Origin of the sequence: Nostoc flagelliforme FACHB-838 (assembly GCF_014698065.1) — a bacterium.
Lineage (GTDB): Bacteria > Cyanobacteriota > Cyanobacteriia > Cyanobacteriales > Nostocaceae > Nostoc > Nostoc flagelliforme_B.
On sequence record NZ_JACJSI010000015.1, the window covers coordinates 35535 to 57940 of the forward strand.

Consider the following 22406-nt stretch of genomic DNA (forward strand, 5'->3'; position numbering starts at 1 on the left):
AAGATCAGCATTCAGCATCTGCGATATTTTTAACCATTGAGTAATTTAATCAAAAATAATAAATGCGATCGCCGAAATAACAAATCCATTGGTGTAGCCGCGCCGCAGGCATCACCATGATTGCAACAATTTAGCGTTGTCACGCCAGTGTAACGCACCACAATTCTTTAGTGGATGAAGTTTTTCCGACTTGTGTGTACGCCGGAGGCATCTCAGGTGGGAGATTAGGCTCTCGCTGTACACCGCAGGCGAGATGAGCAAATTCGTCTAGCTCTGTGTAATTTAAATATTTTATTTTAGCGATTTCTGATTACTGATATGCTTTATAGTTTCATTATGAGAGTAAACATCATAAACAACTTCTTCGAGTTTCGGTTCAACCACTGTCAAGTGTTGCTCTAAAATTGCCAAATTACGAATATTGGACTTATAGAAAGCATCAAACAAATCACCCACAAAAGGCACAGTACCAACGACTGTTTCCAAACCAACATTAAAAATCATTTTGGCTAAGTCTTGACGTGGAATGCCGAAACGGGTAGCTAAAAATATGATGTAAGCTGAAAACCCTGTACTGATTAAATCACCAGCACCCGGAACTAAACCGATAATTGGGTCTATTCCAATGTGAAAGCCTGTTAGAGGGATACGTATTGATGTATCCATCAAGCGGCTGAGTTTGCGGATGCGATTTAGAGTAGCAAGGCGTTTGGCAGCGTCCATAATTTACGATTTTACACTACTCTTAAAGTTGCACTATTTTTAGTTCTTTGTCTTGTACCGTTAGAAATAAGAACTATGAATAAAAATCCTGACTAAGCTAACGCGCCCCATAATACCCGCAGAACTATTGCAGCATCGCTGTGTCAACTTTATCTATCCACAGATTTGACGAGAAGCTAACTAGAAGTTTGAACAAATATCATATTTTAGTTTGCGATCGCTAAAATTCAGTACCCAGAGGCGTATTAACAGGAGATAATGATAAACTCACACCACCCTTAGCTGTTGTCCCATCAACCATTACAGAACTTATTCTGGCTTGGTTTAGGTAATTCACTTGACAGTCACAGGGTCAAATTTTGCAAGTTGTTCTGAACCAAACCATGAAAACATCTACCAAATTGCTAACTCGCCTGGACTATTACTACCAGCAAATCAAAACGATCATCCTGACTCGCCAGAATCCAATTACTGGTTTACTACCTGCGAGTACAGCGATTACAGCCCACGGCGATTATACTGATGCCTGGGTGCGAGACAACGTTTATAGCATTTTGGCAGTTTGGGGTTTAGGACTTGCATACCGCAAGATTGACGACGACAAAGGACGCACCTATGAACTAGAACACAGTGTCATCAAACTGATGCGCGGGTTACTCTTTGCAATGATGCGACAGGCTCATAAAGTAGAGACATTTAAACATACTCAATCGCTATTAGATGGACTGCACGCAAAATATAATACCGCGACGGGTGACATTGTTGTTGGTGATGATGAATGGGGACATTTGCAACTTGATGCCACATCTATATTTTTACTGATATTGGCGCAAATGACGGCAGCCGGATTGCAAATAATTTATACCATTGATGAAGTGAATTTCGTCCAAAATTTAGTTTACTACATTGGACGAGCTTACCGCACACCAGATTATGGCATTTGGGAACGTGGTAATAAAATTAATCGTGGTAGTGCTGAGTTAAATGCCAGTTCTGTAGGTATGGCAAAAGCTGCTTTAGAAGCTATCAATGGACTGGATTTGTTTGGTGTGCGTGGTAGTCAAGCATCGGTGATTCATGTGCTACCAGATGAAATTGCCCGCGCCCGGATTACTTTAGAATCCTTATTACCGAGAGAATCTGGTTCCAAAGAAATTGATGCGGCGCTGTTAAGTATTATTAGTTATCCTGCCTTTGCAGTGGAAGATTTGCAGTTACGCGATCGCACCTTAAACGATATTATCAATAAACTCGCAGGTAAATACGGCTGCAAACGCTTTCTGCGTGATGGACACCAAACCGTTTTAGAAGATAATCATCGTTTGCACTACGAACCGTGGGAACTCAAGCAATTTGAGCATATTGAATGCGAATGGCCGTTATTTTTCACTTATTTAGTTCTAGATGGATTATTTCGCGGCGAACAAGAACAAGTAAAAAAATACCAAGAGCTTTTAGAATCATTACTTATAGAACAAGATGGTTTGCGTTTATTGCCAGAACTTTATTATGTTCCAGCCGAAAACATAGAGGCAGAAAAATTAGCGCCTCAAACACAACCACGTTTGCCCAATGAAAATATTCCTTTAGTGTGGGCGCAGAGTTTATATTTTCTCGGTGAAATGTTGAGTGAAGGGTTACTGGCGGTTGGTGATATCGACCCTTTGGGAAGACATTTGTGTGTGGGGAAACAGCGCGAGGCATTGGTACAAATTGCCTTGTTAGCAGAAGATGAAGATTTACAAACAAAACTAGAAGTTCACGGAATTGAAGCGCAAACACCCGCCCAAGTAGAACCAATTCAAGTGAGAAAAGCTGGAGAATTTTCAGCTATTTATACCCAAATTGGACGTAATGATAAACTTGGTTTAACTGGACGCCCAGTGCGAAGGTTGCGGAGTTTAACAACATCTAGAATCTTTCGGATTAGCGGTGAAACAATTGTATTTTTGCCTTCCTTTTCTGACTCTCAACAGTTTTACTTAACCCTTGATTACCATTTTTTATTGGATCAAATTAGAAGCGAACTAGCTTACATTCAAAAATATTGGAGTGATTTAGGTCGTCCTACCTTGACTTTAATGTTGACGCACACAATGTTAGAGGCAGGTTCGGAAGCACTACTAGAATTGATGCAAGAACTGAAAGATGGTGTTTGTAACGGTGTACGGGTGAAATTAGGGCGGTTAAATCAGCTAATGCTAACAGCTGGAATCCAAAGAATTGATTTTCTTCCCAATGCAGAATTCTCGCGATCGCCAGTGAAAAATGCTAGTCCACGTTGCTATTATCTAGCTTATCATCCTGGTAAAAACTGGCGCTTAGGACATACCCAAGAATTTAAAATGGAGTGTGAAACCAACTTGGGGTTATTACTTTCTTATTTGCGTTCATCAGAGAATATCTACGAGCAAATTGAGTTATTGCAAACTTTAACTCGCTTGCAGGGAATGGAATTTGATACGGGATATGGTGGGCCAGGATATCGCGTCACCGTTGCTGATTTACTCGATGAAGTTTATACCAAAGCTGGAGATTTAGGTATTTGGGCAGTGGTACGCCGGGCTGCGGGGTTAAGGCAAATGGTTGATATCAGCCTATCAGATGCAGTGACAAGTATTTTGGTGCGAGGTAAGCAAATTGCTGTGGGTAAAGCTTACAGTGAAGCATCCTTGATTAGCGTACCCATGCCCCACGATGAAATTGCCGATAAAATTAATCATTTTTGTCGTGAGGATATCCGCGATCGCGTCCTCACTCAAGAGATTTTAATCTATGTTGGTATCTTAATTCGCTCAGAACCCGAACTATTCCAGGGACTACTAACGCTGAGAGTCGGCTATCTGATCTTATTGATCACCAGCGAACTAGCGCGGGAATTGCATGTTACTCAAGATGAAGCTTATGATCGCTTAATGCAACTTTCACCCTTTGAAGTTAAAGTGCGTTTGCGTCAGGTATTAAGTGGATATACTGGCATGAGTAACCTGTTGCGCCAGCAAGAATCACTGCATGTTAAACAAAAAGAAAGTGATATTGCTTGGGTGGTGCTACCAGGAATCGGCGAAGGGATAGAAGTTCCGCCAGGCGGTTGGCGACGTTTTCGCCAAGCCGAGGGTGCGACGGGGCGCGTACCAAAAGAATTTTTTAAACAAGTTTGGCTATTAATGCAACATTGCAAGGGTCTAGTAATTGGCGATAAACTAGAGCGGCGCAATCGTTTAGATAGTGAGATAATGCTGTCGGAAATGACAGCAGGTGAAAGAAATTTTGCTCTGTTAGTTGAGCATTTGCTGAATAAAATCGAAGCTCCAGAATATCGACAAGTAAATATTGAAGCATTAATTGAATTAGCTGCGATCGCTGCCAATAATCCCAAGCTGCAAATTGAAGAATATATCGTATTGGATGTGTTAGTTGGCCATGCAGTGCGATTGGCGTGGCTGGAAAACCATACTCATCGCAGCGATCGCTATGACGAGGATAAAGCGAGTGCGTGGCGATCGTTTTACAATACTTCACCTAGAGATTGCGCTAGTTATATTTTGAAGGCATTTAGATTCTTGACGGAATTTGTGAAGGATTTTTAAACGCAGAGGAGCGTAGAGGGAAACGCAGAGGGGCGCAGAGGATGAGAGAGAATGATTTGAGTGGGGTAATTATTGGTTGTGCGATGAGGGTGCATACTGCTTTGGGGCCTGGCTTGTTAGAGTCGGCTTATGAGGAGTGCTTGGATTAGGAGTTGAAGAAAGCCGGGTTGAATGTTAGTAAACAAATTTCATTGCCTCTGGTTTACCAAAAAGTGAAATTGGAATGCGTTTATCGATTAGATTTGATTGTCGAAAACCAAATAATTGTAGAGATTAAATCTGTAGAATCCTTCCACCCGATTCACTCCGTCCAACTCCTAACCTATCTCAAACTAGCAAACTGCAAACTAGGTCTTCTCCTCAACTTCAACGTCCTCCACCTCAAAGAAGGCATCAAACGCGTAGCCAACAACCTCTAACTCCCCCTCTGCGAACCTCTGCGCTTCCCTCCGCGTACCTTTGCGTTAAAAAATATCCCCCACCTCAGATTTCAAAAGCAGGGGTTTTATTAAAACTACTTAACAGAAACAGCATCAACATCAATAGTGCTTCCACTAGATGTAGAACCCTCAGTAGTATTAGGCACTTCAGTACCTAGATCACCCTTACGAGCTTTCCAGCCCTCAATGACTAGCCCAGACACCTCAGAAACTAGCAAAGTCAAAAGGAAAACATCATCAATTTGTCCCACAACTGGTATAAAATCTGGGAGAACATCAAATGGGCTAACCAAATAGACTAATGTTCCTAAAATTACCCACCAACGGTACTTGGGGTTACGAAGCACATCGCGATACCAAGCGTAAAGTGATTGGATTGAAAATTTCATATTTTGAACCTCCAGTTATCTTTAATTTTGACAAACTATCCTAGAAACTTCCGGTGTGAATAACCGCCCTAGTTTAGTCTGGAAGACGCTACTAATAATCTGTCAGCAAATACAAACAAGTAGGCAACTGGGAATATTTATAACTATCTTCATTTAGAGAACAAATTGTTTGCCTCTTTATCTAGTTTCACAAATAATTAGTTATTCAATATCTACCAATCGGGATGACTGGATTCGAACCAGCGGCCCCTTCGTCCCGAACGAAGTGCGCTACCAAGCTGCGCCACATCCCGCCATAAAAATGGCATTGTAAATTAAGAATATCACAACCAGTGGCAAATATCAGAATTACATCTATATATGATCACTTCATCAAAGACTTTGCTTGCTACGATTAAATTTGTATAACTCTAATGGTAAAAGCGGATTGTGACTGTAAAACCAGACTGGTTGCGGGTGAAAGCACCTCAGCTTGAGCGCATTGGTAACGTTAAAGAAATTTTGCGGGATTTAGCCCTCAATACAGTTTGCGAGGAAGCGTCCTGTCCGAATATTGGTGAATGCTTCAACGCTGGGACTGCCACGTTTTTGATTATGGGCCCGGCTTGTACACGCGCTTGTCCCTACTGTGATATTGATTTTGAGAAGAAACCTAAACCACTAGACCCGACAGAACCTGCACGACTGGCGGAAGCTGTTCGCCGCCTGAACCTTAATCATGTAGTAATCACTTCTGTAAACCGAGATGACTTGCTCGATGGTGGTGCATCTCAGTTTATGGCGTGTATTGATGCAGTTAACTCTGTCTCACCCAACACCACAATTGAGGTACTAATTCCTGATTTATGCGGTAATTGGAATGCTCTAGAGTTAATTCTACAAGCTGCGCCAGAGGTTTTAAACCACAATACCGAAACTGTTCCACGCCTATATCGCCGCGTGCGTCCCCAAGGAAACTACGATCGCACATTAGAATTATTGCAACGCACTCGCCAAGTTTCTCCTAGCACATACACTAAATCCGGCATCATGGTTGGACTCGGTGAAACTGACGCAGAAATTCGCCAAGTCATGCAAGACTTGCGAACTGTCGATTGCGACATTTTGACCATTGGGCAATATCTCCAACCCAGTCAAAAACATTTGCAGGTAAACGAATTTGTCAATCCAGAACAATTTGCTGACTGGAAAGCATTCGGCGAAGAAATCGGATTTTTACAAGTTGTTTCTTCACCATTGACAAGAAGCTCCTATCATGCAGAACAAGTTAGGGAATTAATGAAACGTTATCCACGCTCAAAAGTTAGGAGTTAGGAATTAGGATTTATGAGTGAACAGATGTACTCCAACACAAAACTTTCCGTTGCAATTCTTGGTGCAGGTGCTTGGGGTGCATCTCTGGCAAATCTCGCCATAGCAAATGATCATCAGGTGCGCGTGTGGTCGCGTCAAGGTTCCCAAACTCTCCAAGCAGTTTTAAAAGATGTCCAAATAGTTCTGTCCGCTATTTCAATGATTGGTGTGAGAGATGTTGCTTGCCAAGTCCAGTCTTTCCCCCTTTCTCCAGAGACAATTTTTGTGACAGCGACCAAAGGCTTAGATCCCCAAACCACCTGTACACCGTCACAAATTTGGCAAACAATATTCCCTAACCATCCGGTAGTTGTTTTGTCTGGGCCTAATTTATCAAAAGAAATTCAAATGGAATTACCAGCAGCCAGCGTGGTAGCCAGTAATATTCCCACGGCTGCGGAAGTAGTGCAGTTAGTGTTTTCTTCTCATCGTTTCCGGGTATATACCAATCCTGATCCCTTGGGAGTGGAACTAGGGGGAACACTGAAAAATGTGATTGCGATCGCAGCTGGTGTATGCGATGGTTTACAACTGGGAACCAATGCCAAAGCTGCTTTAGTCACCCGTGGACTTACAGAAATGGTTCGCATCGGCAACAACTGGGGTGCAAAGACGGAAACATTTTATGGTTTATCAGGTCTAGGAGATTTGTTAGCAACGTGCAATAGTCCCTTAAGTCGCAATTACCAAGTCGGCTATCAGCTAGCTGGTGGTAAGTCACTCACAGAAACTCTCGCAAATTTACAAGGAACAGCTGAAGGTGTGAACACTTGCCGCGTTTTGATGCAACGAGCCAAGCAAGAAAACATCGCTGTCCCAATTACCGAGCAAGTTTATCGGTTACTGCAAGGCGAAATCACACCCAGACAAGCACTTGATGAACTGATGCTTCGAGATATTAAGCCAGAGTACAACTATTAGCACCGCAAGGCGGAAGTCAAAAGGGCGGGGTAAAGGGAAATGAGGAAAGGTGTTTGATCTTTTCTCCTTTAACCTTTACCCAATCCTCACCCAGAATTTTTAGGTTGGCAGACTACCAGTAGTCTGTAAAGTTGAAATTGACGGGTTAATACTGTTACCGAAGAGGACGCATTACTTACTGTTTGCGTCACTTAATCTCCGTATAGATAGAATTTTTGCAGTTAAGACTAATCACTTTCCTAATATCTATTAGTTCTACTTATACGTAAATAATCCTGAGAAAAAATTGCTAAATCGTCAGGATATTACTTTTGTAGCCGTGTAAATGTGACTATGCCAATTATAAAGATGACATTCACCGAAGGATGTTTATACTGTGTTACAAAAGTTACTATCAAAAACCCATCTAGGTTGAAATATTAACTAAGTAGTTGAAATATTGAAAGCCTAGCTGCGAATTTAATCGCTATTGGTTGAATCAAAAGTTTATCAGCCGATTAAGTTCAGTAATCTTGTATCGAATAAAACCCTTATAGTTAATTTCTAAAAAAAACTGTAATGGAACCTTCAACCATGTTAGTTCATCGTAAATCACGGGAACAATAGCAACAGTTGAATAGCTGACCGTAATCTAAGCTGACCGAAATCTATTGTTACCTGGAGCCATTGAGACGATCTTTATGCCAGCAACATCTTTTTATACAGACGCCCCCTACAACACCAAAAAGTCCCGCCAGGCTTTGGACTCGGATCTCACGGTTGATGACAGTGAGTTATCGGTAGATGATTTACAGGAGCTAGAAATCGCTTCTGCTGACAATGCTAACTTTGCTGCTAGTACTAACCGTCGGAGTACAGACTTAGTACGTCTATATCTTCAAGAAATTGGTCGGGTTCGCTTGTTAGGGCGAGATGAAGAGGTTTCAGAAGCTCAAAAAGTCCAGCGTTACTTGCGGATGCGGATAGTACTTGCTAAGGCCGCCAAGGAAGGGGATGAAGTGATTACACCCTATCTAAGGTTAATTGAAGTTCAAGAACGTCTAACCTCGGAACTAGGACATCGCCCGTCTTTGGAAAGATGGGCTGCCACTGCTGACATAATTTTATCCGATCTTAGACCAACTTTGGCAAATGGGAAACGTCGCTGGGCTGAAATCGCCAAGTTGACTGTAGAAGAGTTGGAGCAAGTTCAGTCCCAAGGACTCCAAGCAAAAGAACACATGATTAAGGCCAATCTTCGCCTAGTTGTGTCTGTTGCTAAGAAGTATCAAAATCGTGGTTTGGAATTGTTGGATTTGGTGCAAGAAGGCACACTAGGTTTGGAGCGGGCTGTAGAAAAATTTGACCCCACTAAGGGTTATCGCTTCAGTACTTATGCTTACTGGTGGATTCGTCAGGGAATTACACGGGCGATCGCTACTTCTAGTCGCACGATCCGCCTACCGGTTCATATTACCGAAAAGTTAAACAAAATCAAAAAGGCCCAACGCAAAATTGCTCAAGAAAAAGGTCGCACTCCAACTCTAGAGGATTTAGCAACTGAGTTAGAGATGACACCGACCCAAGTACGAGAAGTTTTGTTACGGGTTCCTCGCTCCGTTTCTTTGGAAACTAAGGTAGGTAAGGATAAAGACACTGAATTAGGCGAATTACTCGAAACCGACAGTGTAACTCCAGAAGAGATGTTAATGCGAGAATCTTTACAAAGAGATTTGCATCATCTTCTGTCAGATTTAACTAGCCGGGAACGCGATGTAATTTTGATGCGGTTTGGTTTAGCAGATGGTCATCCTTACTCTTTAGCAGAAATTGGCCGCGCTCTCGATTTATCACGAGAACGAGTCAGACAAATAGAATCCAAGGCTTTGCAAAAGCTACGTCAGCCCAAGCGTCGCAACCTTATCCGTGACTATTTGGAGTCTCTAAGTTAGTCATTTGTCATTAGTGAGCCAGTGCGGTCTTGGGGGTTTCCCCCATGAGCAACTGGTGAACCCGCAGGGTCATTTGTCATTACAAAACTACACTTGACAAATGACTATGGACAAAGGGCTGATTTGATCCGATATTCAAAGCCTTTTAGAGGCTTGTAGCAAATTATTTGCATTTAATTCTCCAAAGCTTTTCCCATACCTTTGCTTAGATATCTTGAAGGTGGGGAGCAGCTGCACAATTCAAAATTAATTTATGCAAAATTTAAAGTTAAGGGATGCAATCGTTACAAGTATCCTAACTATTAGCTGTATGCAAATTAAATGCACTACAGCTTATTACTTGAATTTTGATCGAGATTTTATGAATTGTTCTTAAATATTTAGTAAGAATTGTCAATAGGCAATGATTGTTGCAAATTGCTCCCAAGATTTGTTATATTCTCAACTAACAAGCTTTGTTGAGAACTATTAGTATGACTGTCTACACAACTACTTCACTCAAGGCAGAACTGAACGAACGAGGCTGGCGATTAACTCCCCAGCGCGAAACAATTTTACACATTTTTCAAGAACTTCCGCAAGGTGAACATCTGAGTGCGGAGGATCTTTATCATCGGCTGGAAACTGATGGTGAAGGGATCAGTCTGTCAACTATTTATCGAACTTTGAAGTTGATGGCAAGGATGGGAATTTTACGGGAACTAGAACTGGGCGAGGGACATAAGCATTATGAAATCAACCAGCCCTATCCCCATCACCACCATCACTTAATTTGTGTTAGATGCAACTCAACCATTGAGTTTAAAAACGACTCAATTTTAAAAATTGGGTCAAAAACCGCTCAAAAAGAAGGTTTTCACCTGCTTGACTGTCAAATGACCATTCATGCAGTGTGTCCCAAGTGCCAACGGGCACTAATGCCGCTTTAGCACTTGGATGGATAAAAAACAAAACTACTCAAATTAACCAAATAAATGGAATTTTGAGCAGTTCGTAATTTACTGTTACTGGAGGCAAGCAACCAGTTGGGGACTGATACTAACAACGCCAAAGCGGATGTTAAAAGCGTCCGCTCTTAAGATCCTTGAGACTGATGCCGTAGAATTGTTGGGCTTGTTTAATCGCTTTTTTGGTGTCATCTGCCATCACACCGTTCAGCTTGCCTTTATAAAAACCCCGCTCCCGTAATCGCGTTTGGATTTCTAGGGTATTAAATTCGCTTTTGCTAGCAGTATTAACTGAGCTATATAACTTAGCTCGCGTAGTTGGGCCAGCAACACCACTTGCTGCTAAGAAATTAGCTGCCTGAAACCTCTTTACAGCATCGGCAGTATAGGGGCCATAGTAGCCATTTGGCTCTCCCTCTAAATATCCTGCCTGGATCAATTGTTCTTGAACAACTCTAACTGGCTCACCGCGATCGCCTACACGAAGTTTATCTCGATTGACTACCTTTTTGGGAGCTTCTTCTCCATCACCGATGCCCACTCCCGGCAATTTACTTAATGTTGCTGGGCCAACAACTCCATCAACGCTTAATTTGTAAGAATCTTGGAACCGCTTGACAGCTTCTTCGGTAATTGGGCCAAATATTCCTGTGGCGTTTCCGTAATAAAAGCCTGCAACTCTTAACCGTTCTTGCAAAGCTCTCACTTCTTCACCTTCATCCCCCTTAGCAAGATAGTTGGAATTGCGGCGCTGGCTACTAGCTGAACTAGCTGAACTAGTAGTGCTGGACTTTCTGGCTTGTGCGCTTACAGCAGTGGTTCTTTTAGCTTGTGTAGCCCCAGTTGTGGGTTTTTTCGCTTGCCAATTTTCTAATTTTTGCAGGGTGCTTGCGCCAACAATGCCGTCTACTGGTAAACCAGCGGCTTTTTGGAAGCGCCGCACAGCCTCTTGTGTGGATGCGTCATATACTTGGGTAACAGAGGATTGGTAAAAACCTGCTGTTCTCAACTTTTGTTGTAGATTTCTGACGGAAGGGACTTGATCGCCTTTTTCCAGTGCCATGACGCTACTGACGGCACCAAGAATAGATAAAGACAGAGCAAGGGGCAACATATACTTCCAAGCCCTACCAGAAAGCCTTTTCCAGTCTGGTGCAGCTGCTTTGTTAAACAAAGAACTGAGGGAGACCAATTCACTGGGTGTGCTGTCTTCGTAGGCGAAAGCTAGGTGCAAATACGCAAGATTTTCCATATTTGTTTCCTACACCATTGATTTTTCTTCGATAACTGCTTCAGCTTGATGTACTAGGTTCCTCAAAGCTTCTAATGTTCCTATATTTACATCCTCCCACAAATTGCGCTTGTGTGCTTCTAATAATTTTTCAGCAATATCACGCAGTGCGTAAGGATTATTTTGCTGAATAAATTCTACAACAACTGGATCAAGTAAATAAGCATCTACTATACCTTGATACATATAATCTTCAGCACATTTTGCGGTTGCATCGTAGGCAAATAAATAATCTACCGTCGCCGACATTTCAAAGGCTCCTTTGTATCCGTGGCGCATGACTCCTGCAATCCACTTGGGATTAACTACGCGAGAACGATACACTCGTGCAATTTCTTCTTTCAGTTGACGAACGCGTGGTTTAGCGGGTATAGAATTATCTCCAAAATAAGTTTGAGGATTTTTCCCCTGTAGAGAACGCACCGCCGCTGTTAAGCCACCCTGAAATTGGTAATAATCATCAGAATCTAGTAGATCGTGTTCACGATTATCTTGATTGTGCAGCACAACTTGCATTTGCGCCAAGCGTTGCTTGAAGGCTTCGGCGGAGGGGAGTGGAGATTGGAGATTGGAAATTTTATCCTCCCCTGCTCCCCCTGCCCCTGCTCCCCCTGCTCCCCCTGCTCCCCCTGCTCCCCCTGCCCCTGCACCGCTTCCCGAAGAGTAGGCGTAAGAACTCCAATTAATGTAGGCGCGGGCTAAATCTTCGTCATCTGTCCAGTTTTGGGATTCGATTAAACCTTGGAGTCCTGCGCCGTAAGCACCGGGGCGAGAACCAAAGATGCGATAGCGCGATCGCACCACGGCTGCTTCTAAAGTTAATCCTTGACTTGTCCACAAATCAGTGTCTTGGCGAACTGCATCCGCTAGGGGATTTTGTTCTGGCGGTTCATCCAAGTCTGCTACTGCTGACACTGCTTGATCGAATAAGTCAATTAAATTGGGAAAAGCATCGCGGAAGAATCCCGAAATTCGCAAGGTGACATCTACACGGGGACGCCCCAAAATCGCCAAGGGCAAAATTTCAAAATCTACTACTCGCCGCGCTGCACCATCCCAGACAGGTTGGACTCCGAGTAAAGCTAAGGCTTCGGCTATATCATCACCGCCTGTTCTCATGGTGGCTGTTCCCCACAGTGATAAACCTAGTGTTTTGGGATATTCACCATGCTCTTGAGTGTAATATTCAACGAGGGTTTCAGCAGCTTTTCTACCGATATCCCAAGCTGTCTCTGTGGGAATGGCGCGAATATCGACAGAATAAAAGTTTCTCCCTGTTGGTAAAACTTCTGGGCGGCCGCGTGTGGGTGCGCCAGATGGAGCGCTGGGGACGTAACCGCCATCAAGTCCGTGTAATAGATGGGTGATTTCTTGATCGGTTTTTTGTAAGGCGGGAAGGAGGCGATCGCGTATCCAAGTAGAGACGCGATGAATCGCGTCTCTACAAGAATTCTGATTTCTAAATTCTGAATTCTGAATTCTGAATTCTGAGTCCTGATTTATTAGTTGTTCGACTAAAAAGGCGGCGTGTTCTTCTAGGACTTCGACGATATCACCGAGGGTACGGCATTCTGTGCCATTGACTATTGAGTATTCACCACTAGTCATTGACAAATCGGCTGTGAGGGGATCGAAATCTAGTCCCCAATCTTGAGCGATCGCACGGGTAATACCTGAAGAATGGCGATTGGGTATGCGAGCGATCGCTACTATTAAATCTCGCAGCTGCCTTCCTTGGGGACATTGCCCGAAAATGTGTAACCCGTCGCGGATTTGGGCTTCTTTCAATTCACAAAGATAACCACCGATGGAATTCAAAATTAAGGATTCAGACTTAAAAATTTCTGTTTCATTTTGGATTCCTAAATCTAGATGGAGATTTTCTTTGATCACCAGTTCGTGGATGCGATCGCGAATCACTGGCAAACGCGAAGGATCTAAACTGTCGGCTTCATAATACTCATCAATTAAATTTTCTAACTGTTGCAACGAACCGTAGAGTTCCGCACGAGTCATTGGCGGCGTGAGGTGATCTATAATCACCGCTTGAGCGCGACGTTTGGCTTGGGAACCTTCGCCAGGATCATTCACAATAAACGGGTACAGGTGGGGAAGTGCGCCGAAAGCCACTTCTGGATAACAATTACTCGATAAAGCCACACTTTTACCCGGTAGCCATTCTAGATTTCCGTGTTTTCCCACATGAACTACTGCATCAGCACCAAAAGTTTCTCTAACCCAATAGTAGAAAGCTAAATAAGCATGGGTTGGTTCTAAATCCGGCGCATGATAATTCAAACTGGGGTCATCATCATAACCTCTTGCTGGCTGAATTCCCACGAAGACGTTGCCAAGTTGAATTCCGGGAACGGGGATGGAGGCAGAGGGGCGGGGTGCAGGGGGCAGAGGTGAAAACTCGTCTCCCCTGCTCCCTGCTCCCTGCGCCATTTTCCAACGTTCACTAATACCTTGCTGAACTGCTGGCGGTAATGAAGCGAAATATTCTTGATATTCTTCCCAAGAAACACTTTGGTATACCGGAAGCGATTCTCTACCTTCTGGATCGTTGGTTACACCGTCTGTCAGCCGTTGAATCAACTCGTCTCCTTGAGCAGGTGGATGTTCTACTTCATAACCAGCCTGATGTAAAGCTTGCAGAATTTCTACACAACTTGCTGGGGTGTCGAGTCCTACACCATTGGCGAGGCGGCCATTGCGGTTGGGGTAGTTTGCCAGAATTAGGGCTATTCGCCGTTCTTGGGGTGGTTTAGAACGTAGACCCGCCCAGTTTGCTGCTAGTTTAGCAACGAACTCGATGCGATCGCTCACTGGTTCATAAATTACCACATCTGTTTCTAAATGCGGATTACGAGTTTGTACGGCTTTAAAAGACACAGCACGAGTAATAATCCGCCCATCTACTTCTGGTAGCGCCACATTCATCCCAATATCGCGGGGAGAAAGCCCTTGAAACTGTGACTCCCACTGCTCAATTGATCCGCCACTGAGAATTACCTGCAACACAGGTACATCTAATTTTTCCCATAGTTCGGTTTGGGGTGTTTCGCTTTCCAACCGTGCTAGAGAAAAACTGGTGGTGTTCAGCAGTACAGCGATTGATTCGGCTTCTTTAGGTTGGAAAAATTCACTCAACTCAACTTGCACATCTGGTTCACGCAATGAGGAAACAAACACTGGCACTGGTTGTAAATTTTTCTGTACTAAGGCTTGGCATAAAGCATCAATTACTTTGGTGTTTCCGGCTAAATAATGAGCGCGGTAGAAAAGGATGCCGATTTTGGGGATTGGGAATTGGGAATGAGGTTCCGAAGTAGATGAACGGAGTTCTGAGGTGGATTCATCCAGTTCAAAGGTGGATGAACGGAGTTCCGAGGTGGATTCATCCAGTTCAAAGGTGGATGAACGGAGTTCCGAGGTGGATTCATCCAGTTCAAAGGTGGATGAACGGAGTTCTGAGGTGGATGAACGGAGTTCTGAGGTGGATGAATCACTTTTTAATTCCCTTTGTCCCCCTTGTCCCCTTGTCCCCTTGTCCCGTACCTCCCCTGCTCCCCATTCATACAATCCCACTCGCGGAACTGAACGGGGTAACGGCGGATTGTATGTAGTTAACAGGCAAGTATCAGAAATAAATTGCAGAGCATTAACGAAATTCTCTACGCCGCCTTCGCTAAAATACTGCCATATCTGGTTAACAATACCCAAAGGCACGGTAGACTGAGAAATTAAATCGGGATCAAAAGCATCATCACCTGGCATTACAATGAGGGTTCTACCATTTCGTTGGACAATTTCTTGCACTACTTCTAATCCATAACCCCAGTAAGAACGTCCTCCTAATAGGCGCAAAATAATTACTTGGGCAAGTTCCAAAACTTGCTCTCCATAAGTATCTATGCTTAATTGTTGCTGCAATTGCAACAGGTTGGCGACTCTTAATGCCGGAAAGCTTGCGGGTAATTTTGTTACCGCAGCTGCCAAGGTTTGAATGTCAGTATCAGCAGCTGTAATCAATACAAAAGGCGCGGGAGTTTGTTCTAAAAAAAATAAACCTTCTGACTGATTCCATCCACCCGGTGTGCTACTTATACGATGCATAATCCTGTGTTACCGTTTTAAATTGTTGGTTAGTACATAATCAAAACAAAATTTTTTCCCTGCATTTAGCCCCCTCTTACCAAAATGATTGAAAATGCTTAGTTCTCCTGATTTGAGCTTTTCTCGAACTTTGCCTATTGTTGTATTTAATCAGCTTGGGGAATTGTTGGAACGGATGGCTCAAACGGTGGGAAGTGCCACTCTGATACTGACAGAAGCTGTGTTGATGCGGATTTGCATACCTGTGGAATGGCAAATGCAAAGGTTTACGTTGGTGGTTTCTGAGCAGTTTAGTGCCCTTCTGGTAGGAAACTTTGAGGAGGAGCAGGGAATTTACTCGGCACTCAATGCTCAGTTGACGTTTAATTTAGAGGCGATCGCGTCCTTTATCTACGAATTAAGAGACTTGTTTGAGTGCGACTCTTATACTCACCAAAATCTCGAACGCTATCAGCAAATTATTAAACCTAATGATGCCACGCTCCAAAGTCAATTCACACTGTTGTTATTAGAATATCTCCTAACTCAGCCAAACGAAGAAATAATAGCACCTCCAAGCCCAATTGCGGCGGCGGTTTATATCTGTCAGCCAGTGGAAGATGCTTTAAAAAAACAAATTTCCCAAGAGAGGTTGTTAAATCAGGTAACAACGCAGATCCGCAAAAGTCTTGATTTGCCAGTGATTATGGCAACAGCAATTACACAAGTGCGTGAGTTTCTGGAATTAGATAGATTAGTAATCTATAAATTTGAAGGTTCCCAAGTTAAGGAAAATAACAGTAAACACTCACTTTTTGTATCAGTCAATAATCAACCTCTAGTAGAAGATTACCAACAGTATGGAGGTTATATTGTCTACGAAGCTCGTGCTACAGATGTTATTACATCGGTGTTGAATTACACAGAAAAAAATTGTTTTATCCGAACCTCTCAGTGTTGGGAGAAGTATTGCCAAGGCTTTACTTTAGCTGTGGATGATGTCGAAAAAACTTATGCTTTAGAAGAGTGTTTGTTGAATTTTTTAAGGGAATGCCAAGTTAGGGCTAAGTTCGCTGCACCGATTATGTTTGAGGACAAACTGTGGGGATTGCTGATTGCTCATCAGTGCAATGAACCTCACCAGTGGAATGATAGCGAAAAAAACTTGCTGATGGCGATCGCCGAACAATTAGCGATCGCAATTCACCAAGCTGAGTTAATGCAAACCCTCACCCAAGAAAAACAAAATCTCGAACAACGAGTTATTGAACGCACAACGGCTCTGCGTGATGCTCTCCTCGCCGCCGAAGCTGCTAGCCGGATCAGAAGTGAGTTTCTCGCTACTATGAGTCATGAATTGCTCACGCCTTTAACTTATGTGATTGGGATGTCTTCGACGTTATTACGTTGGCCTTTAGGTGAATTGAGTCAACGACAACGGGGTTATCTACAAACAATCCACGACAGTGGAGAGCATTTATTAGGAATGATTAATGACATCCTCGATTTATCGCAAATCGAAGCTGGTAAGACAGCTTTAAATATTTCAGAATTTTCTCTGGTGACTGTTGCCGAAAGTGCTATAGAGTCACTGCGAAAAAAAGCAACAAGCGAACAAATTAATCTTATACTTGATTTGCAAATCGATCCCAGGCGCGATCGTTTTACTGCCGATGCCGAACGAGTAGAACAAATTCTCTGGAATCTGTTAACTAATGCGATTAAATTCACCCCCGAAAGTGGCAGCGTTACTTTACGTCTTTGGGTAGAAGATGACACTGCGATTTTTCAAGTAGAAGATACCGGAATTGGCATTCCTGAAGAACAATTACCATTACTATTTGAGAAATTTCAGCAACTCGATACACCCTATCGCCGCCGCTACGAAGGTACTGGACTTGGACTAGCTTTAACTAAACAACTTGTAGAGCTTCATCGGGGTCGAATAGAAGTAGAATCAACTGTAAGTATTGGTTCAGTTTTTACTGTATGGATACCAACTCAGACAATAAGAGTGGTTAGTTAGGAGTTAAGCAGGAGATACGATGATTTATTTCTTCAATTTGAGGCTAGGTTAACGAGCATTTTGTCAAAAATTTTCAACACATGCTCTTCTCCATTGTCTCTAATAAAAATGCCAAAATTTGGGTGAGAGTTGATTTCAATTAACCAATATTGATTATCTCGATCTAATACGATATCAAAACCACCATAATCAAGGTCTAACTCTTCAAAAACTGGTTGAGCAAAATTAACAATCTCTGACAGTATTTCTGGATCGTTAATATACTTTGCTTTCGCACCATCCCAGTGTAAAGGACTGAGATTACCGACAAATTTGGCATCAGTTATATCTTTTTCATAGAGTAGAACTAACTCTTTATTTAAGAAAACCGCTCTATATTCAGATTTGATGTGAATAAATTCTTGAGCAAGAGCGACATAATCATACTTGTTATTTATATTAAATATTTCTTTTAAAGCAGTTTCAGTTTCATCTATATTATTACATAAAAAGACATTATGTCCGCTTGCACCAGAGTTCCTTTTAATAATCACTGGTGTTTCAAAGTTCTCTTTTATTTCTAATAGGATATCTTGAATAGTTGGAAATTTTAAGTAAATCTTATATTTGGTGTCACAAAAAGGGGAAAGAAACCCCACCGTCCGAGGAATTTTAACTTTTTTATTTAAAACATGATAGGTATATTCTTTGTCTTTGAGCAGGTGTGCTACTGCTTGATTAAGTAACGGAGTGCTATAGTTACAAAAATAATACTGTTTACTATTCAATTTTATTTTGACTAAGTTTTCAGAAGGATGAAGAATTTCATAGTTAATGTTTAAGTTTTCACAAGCTTTGAGCAATAGCGAAACATTGTCTAACATAAATACTTCAAGTTAAACTCCAAATTACGTTAGTTAGCGTAGCGGGGCGTAGCCCATTACGAATTATTTTAACTTGCTGTCTGCCGCTTAAAAATTACCATTTCAGTACCAACAACTGGGTTACGAGCTATTAACCTATCTTGAGAGTCGAGAATTTCTAAATGGGTAAAATCAAGTTCTTGAGAGCGTTGTAATATTTCCGCAGCTAGTTCGTCCTGCTGAGATTCTTTGAGAGTGTACCAATCATCACTAATTTTGACAGTCAAGTTACTTGTACGGAAGTTGGCTTGAATTGACTTTATCAGACCAGAGGCAATGCGATCGCTAATTTCGGCTACCTGATTTTCAATAGCCGCAATCAAAGCTTGTTCAGGTGTCAATTCTATAATTGGTGTCGGTGTCGGTGTCGGTGTCGGCGTTGGAATTGGTTCTGGTTCCGGTTCCGGCGTTGGTGGAGTAGTTTGTACTTCTGGCGGCGTAATTTTCTCTGCTGGCTGTGGTTCTGGTGCAACTGACTCCGGTGGAGTAGTTATCGTTGGTGTCGGTGCAGGAACCTCTTCAACCGGAGGAACAGTTGCTACTTCCGTAGGTTTACCAGTAAAGACAGTCGTAGTCGTCCAAACAAGAATTACAGCAACTCCAGTCACAATTCCCGTCAAAGCTGTATCTGATAACTTTGTTGACACATTTGATGGTAAAAACAAGCGGATTGTCCTTAACAGCCCACCCCACCTCAACTGAAGCTGCTGAAAAAAACCAGGTTTTTCCTCAGTACCAGGTGGGGGTACTGTCTCCAGTTTTTCCACCGTTACTTCTAAAACCCCAATCGTCCCTTGGAGAAGTTGGATAATTTTAGCCTTCCAAAATGGCTGAACTCTCTGGTAAGGTTTTTGGGGAGGTTGAGTTATCTGCTCATCCGTCGGTTTTGACTGATTGTCTTGTGACATGGAACTTTCACCAAAAGCAGCGAATCAAAGACAAACAACGTACATTATTACTGGTGCTGCCTTCTTTTGCATTAATGTATCACTTCATTGCTCCTTGTTTTCGCTAAACTGACTATTTCTTAAATTTGGTGAATTATGAAACTGAAACGCCGTCAATTTATATTTTTAAGTAGCGTCAGCGCCATTGGTACAGGATTTTTAAGCTGGATGTTAGCTCATAAAAATCATCAAAGTGCTGATATTACCAATTCCATAACAGCTATAGCCGCCAACCCAGCCAAAAAAGACTTGTTATTACGTTTTGTGTCTGTAGCTGATACAGGGACTGGCGCGAAAGGACAGTATGCTGTGGCTGGAGCAATGAATGCTTATCATAAGAAAAATCCTTATGATTTAGTCGTTTTAGCTGGAGACAACATTTACAATAACGGCGAAATTGAGAAAATTAATGCAGTTTTTGAGCGTCCTTATCAAGTTTTACTCAAGCAAGGCGTGAAATTTCAGGCTTGTTTAGGTAATCACGATATTCGTACCGCCAATGGCGAACCACAAGTCAAGTATGCTGGCTTTAATATGAAGGGACGTTACTATACATTTAAACGTAATCAAGTACAATTTTTCGCTTTAGATACTAACAGTAATGCTGATTTGAAAAACCAGATACCTTGGTTAGAAAAAGAATTAAGTCTTAGTAAAGCTCCTTGGAAAGTCGTATTTGGCCACCATCCAATTTATTCATCCGGTCACTATGGAGTCAATCAAACTTTTATTAAAACTTTTACTCCTCTGTTTCAAAAATATGGCGTTCAACTCTACATCAATGGTCATGACCATAGTTATGAACGCACTAGTGCTATTAGTGGAACGACTTATTTAGTTACTGGTGCTGGTGCAGGTACTCGTCCTGTAGGGCGTTCAGAATGGACAGAGCATTCTGCTGAGAAGCTGAGTTTTGCAGCGTATGAGGTGTATCCAGATAGAATAGAAGTAAGTGCGATCGCTACTGATAATCGCATTTTTGATAAAGGTATTATTCAATTAAAATCAGCTTAGTTATATGACTCAGCAAGAACTTCCTTTTGCACTCAACAATATTATAGAATCATCTCAAACACTGGATACTCTATTTTCTGCACTGTTACCAGCTATAGGCGATTTTCTACAGTCTGATAGATGTTTTCTATACCTGCATAATCCACAAAATAACCTTGGTAGAGTCGCCTTTTGTTGGATTCGCACTCCAGATATACCTACTGTTTACAATGAAGACTGGGCAGCACAACCCCCAACTTTAGTAGATGAAGATCCGATGTTTGCGGCTGCATTACGTGCTAAACCTTCAATCTTTGTCGAAGATGTGGAAACTGCCGAACCTCAAGTGTTAAATCGGGAATTTGAACAGAAGTATTTTGGACATCGCGCCCTTATTCATGCCCATATCCGCCAGGATGGACAACTCTGGGGAATTTTACAACCATGCATTTTTGGTCATCCCAGAATTTGGACTGAATATGAACGAGGGGTGATTAATAATCTTGTCGAGAAAATTACACCTTTTGCAATTTCTTATGTCAAGTCTGCTTTTGATTAGCTGTAGACTAGGCATTACTAATCGAATACATTACGTTCAGCGTTGTTAAAACTATGAAAGTCAAGCGCTTGAAAATGCAAGCCTTCCGTAAAATCGGAGATTTGACGCTGGAGTTTGATGAAACAAGTCCAACGGTACTTATTGGTATCAACGGTGTAGGGAAATCGAGTATTCTTGATTGCCTTGCTATTCTTTTGTCGCGTTTTACTAGCTCGATTGAACACTCAACACCATCTGGAAGACTCTTCAGGGAAGAAGACATTACTAATGGACAAAAGGAAACACAATTGAACACTTGAAAATCAAAAGTATTTATACACAATTGACTTATGAATACACAAATCTCATGGTGTCATGTCAAGGTTGAGATGATGAGCAACTTCGAGTACCAGTTCATTGTGGTCATAGAAAAGATAACTGGTATGACGATCATCTAATGGTCTCACCTCTAGAAATAACCTGTGCTGATTTTTTTAAATATCTTCCTTCTGGCGAAATTCAATCAACAGATGAGCCAGCTAAAAAAGCTGCTGCTGAAACAACAATTGAGAAGCTTGCACTCAATATCAGTAAGCTGCAAAATATGCCTAGGCTAGCAATTGATGCTGCATTACTTGCTACTGATGGTTTAACTGAAGCAGAAATACAGCTACTTGCTCAAGGTTATGAAAAACTAGATGCTAATAGTCAACATACTCCATTTTGTGCTACTAGTAATTATTTTTTTCAAAAATTATTTTTAATTTAATAAAGTGTTTGCATAGGGTAGCCCGTCGTAGACATACATTTAGATTAAACTAAGTAATATTAACTTAATTATCACCGCGAAATTGTATGATTCTTGAGGCAGTTATTCTTCATGTCAAACCTAGTCTAGAATCCGATTTTGAAGCTACTTTCAAAAAAGCTTCTAAAATTATTTCCTCAATGGAAGGATATTTATCCCATGAATTGCATAAATGTATAGAAGTCAAAGGGAAATATTTATTACTTGTCAGATGGGAAACTTTAGAGTCTCATACTGTTGGATTTAGAAATTCTCCTGGGTTTCAAGAGTGGAAAAAACTTCTGCATCATTTTTATGATCCATCTCCCACTGTTGAACACTTTGAAGAAATTGAAATATAAAAAACAAGTCATAAGGGTTTAGCATTACTCATTGGTGCAAACTTAATGTGAAACCCTTGTCAAGACGTGATATTAAGTTCATTCAGTGACCGTTACTCACTGCGTTACCCCACCCCGGTTTTGTCTAAAGCTAAAACCGCCCCTCCCCTTGGTAAGAGGAGGGGTTGG

Annotated in this window: 18 protein-coding genes, 1 tRNA gene and 1 pseudogene; 12 read left to right on the forward strand and 8 right to left on the reverse strand. The window is 42.0% G+C overall.

Translation table 11 applies throughout. The features are described from left to right. Positions 1 to 29 precede the first annotated feature (29 nt). On the reverse strand, positions 30 to 161 hold the full coding sequence (locus H6G97_RS54715; RefSeq protein WP_277883282.1) for a hypothetical protein: 132 nt from the start codon (positions 159 to 161) through the stop codon (positions 30 to 32). Positions 162 to 291: 130 nt separating this feature from the next. Next, positions 292 to 723, reverse strand: coding sequence for a DUF4112 domain-containing protein (locus H6G97_RS10520; protein ID WP_190940560.1), 432 nt, complete (start codon positions 721 to 723; stop codon positions 292 to 294). A 383-nt stretch (positions 724 to 1106) separates the two neighbouring features. On the opposite strand from H6G97_RS10520, the gene H6G97_RS10525 reads away from it, so the two are divergent. Together H6G97_RS10525 and H6G97_RS10530 are read left to right on the forward strand one after the other, a co-directional pair. After that, the gene (locus H6G97_RS10525; protein ID WP_190940561.1) at positions 1107 to 4313 is read left to right on the forward strand and encodes a glycoside hydrolase family 15 protein; all 3207 of its coding nucleotides are present in this window, start codon (positions 1107 to 1109) and stop codon (positions 4311 to 4313) included. A 41-nt stretch (positions 4314 to 4354) separates the two neighbouring features. Next, positions 4355 to 4732: pseudogene (locus tag H6G97_RS10530) on the forward strand (GxxExxY protein). A gap of 95 nt (positions 4733 to 4827) precedes the next feature. Here the strand turns inward: H6G97_RS10530 and H6G97_RS10535 are convergent. Next, a complete protein-coding gene (locus H6G97_RS10535) occupies positions 4828 to 5142 on the reverse strand; it encodes a YkvA family protein (protein WP_190940562.1) in 315 nt (104 codons plus the stop codon). Positions 5143 to 5361: 219 nt separating this feature from the next. Next, a tRNA-Pro gene (locus H6G97_RS10540) sits at positions 5362 to 5435 on the reverse strand. A gap of 136 nt (positions 5436 to 5571) precedes the next feature. Here H6G97_RS10540 and lipA point away from each other — a divergent pair. From lipA to H6G97_RS10560, 4 genes are all read left to right on the forward strand, one after another. After that, positions 5572 to 6456 (forward strand): lipoyl synthase, encoded by an 885-nt coding sequence (gene lipA, locus H6G97_RS10545; protein ID WP_190940563.1) that lies wholly within the window; start codon positions 5572 to 5574, stop codon positions 6454 to 6456. A gap of 24 nt (positions 6457 to 6480) precedes the next feature. After that, positions 6481 to 7416: an NAD(P)H-dependent glycerol-3-phosphate dehydrogenase gene (locus H6G97_RS10550; protein ID WP_190940616.1), complete on the forward strand. Its 936-nt coding sequence runs from the start codon at positions 6481 to 6483 to the stop codon at positions 7414 to 7416. Between the two features lie 680 nt (positions 7417 to 8096). After that, positions 8097 to 9347 carry an RNA polymerase sigma factor SigC gene (sigC, locus tag H6G97_RS10555; RefSeq protein ID WP_190940564.1) on the forward strand — a complete coding sequence of 417 codons (1251 nt, stop codon included), beginning with the start codon at positions 8097 to 8099 and terminating at the stop codon, positions 9345 to 9347. Between the two features lie 473 nt (positions 9348 to 9820). Further along, positions 9821 to 10276 (forward strand): Fur family transcriptional regulator, encoded by a 456-nt coding sequence (locus H6G97_RS10560; protein ID WP_012407750.1) that lies wholly within the window; start codon positions 9821 to 9823, stop codon positions 10274 to 10276. A gap of 130 nt (positions 10277 to 10406) precedes the next feature. Here the strand turns inward: H6G97_RS10560 and H6G97_RS10565 are convergent, their stop codons facing one another. After that, the gene (locus tag H6G97_RS10565) at positions 10407 to 11546 is read right to left on the reverse strand and encodes a peptidoglycan-binding domain-containing protein (protein WP_190940565.1); all 1140 of its coding nucleotides are present in this window, start codon (positions 11544 to 11546) and stop codon (positions 10407 to 10409) included. Between the two features lie 9 nt (positions 11547 to 11555). After that, a complete protein-coding gene (gene cobN / locus H6G97_RS10570; RefSeq protein ID WP_190940566.1) occupies positions 11556 to 15704 on the reverse strand; it encodes a cobaltochelatase subunit CobN in 4149 nt (1382 codons plus the stop codon). 94 nt (positions 15705 to 15798) lie between these two features. Between cobN and H6G97_RS10575 the strand changes: the two genes are divergently transcribed. Continuing rightward, entirely contained in the window at positions 15799 to 17709 is a 1911-nt protein-coding gene (locus H6G97_RS10575) for a GAF domain-containing sensor histidine kinase (RefSeq protein WP_190940567.1), read from the forward strand. A gap of 32 nt (positions 17710 to 17741) precedes the next feature. On the opposite strand, the gene H6G97_RS10580 is transcribed toward H6G97_RS10575, so the two are convergent. Further along, complete coding sequence (locus H6G97_RS10580) at positions 17742 to 18572, reverse strand: ATP-grasp domain-containing protein (RefSeq protein ID WP_190940568.1); 831 nt, start codon at positions 18570 to 18572, stop codon at positions 17742 to 17744. Between the two features lie 68 nt (positions 18573 to 18640). Further along, positions 18641 to 19519, reverse strand: coding sequence for a hypothetical protein (locus tag H6G97_RS10585; protein ID WP_190940569.1), 879 nt, complete (start codon positions 19517 to 19519; stop codon positions 18641 to 18643). A gap of 135 nt (positions 19520 to 19654) precedes the next feature. Between H6G97_RS10585 and H6G97_RS10590 the strand changes: the two genes are divergently transcribed. From H6G97_RS10590 to H6G97_RS10610, 5 genes are all read left to right on the forward strand, one after another. Further along, positions 19655 to 20572 (forward strand): metallophosphoesterase family protein, encoded by a 918-nt coding sequence (locus H6G97_RS10590; RefSeq protein ID WP_190940570.1) that lies wholly within the window; start codon positions 19655 to 19657, stop codon positions 20570 to 20572. A gap of 4 nt (positions 20573 to 20576) precedes the next feature. Further along, positions 20577 to 21110 (forward strand): GAF domain-containing protein, encoded by a 534-nt coding sequence (locus tag H6G97_RS10595; RefSeq protein ID WP_190940571.1) that lies wholly within the window; start codon positions 20577 to 20579, stop codon positions 21108 to 21110. A gap of 53 nt (positions 21111 to 21163) precedes the next feature. Beyond that, a complete protein-coding gene (locus tag H6G97_RS10600) occupies positions 21164 to 21409 on the forward strand; it encodes an AAA family ATPase (RefSeq protein ID WP_242054886.1) in 246 nt (81 codons plus the stop codon). Positions 21410 to 21546: 137 nt separating this feature from the next. Then, positions 21547 to 21858: an HNH endonuclease family protein gene (locus tag H6G97_RS10605; RefSeq protein WP_190940572.1), complete on the forward strand. Its 312-nt coding sequence runs from the start codon at positions 21547 to 21549 to the stop codon at positions 21856 to 21858. An 86-nt stretch (positions 21859 to 21944) separates the two neighbouring features. Further along, on the forward strand, positions 21945 to 22238 hold the full coding sequence (locus tag H6G97_RS10610; protein ID WP_190940573.1) for an antibiotic biosynthesis monooxygenase family protein: 294 nt from the start codon (positions 21945 to 21947) through the stop codon (positions 22236 to 22238). Positions 22239 to 22406 lie beyond the last annotated feature (168 nt).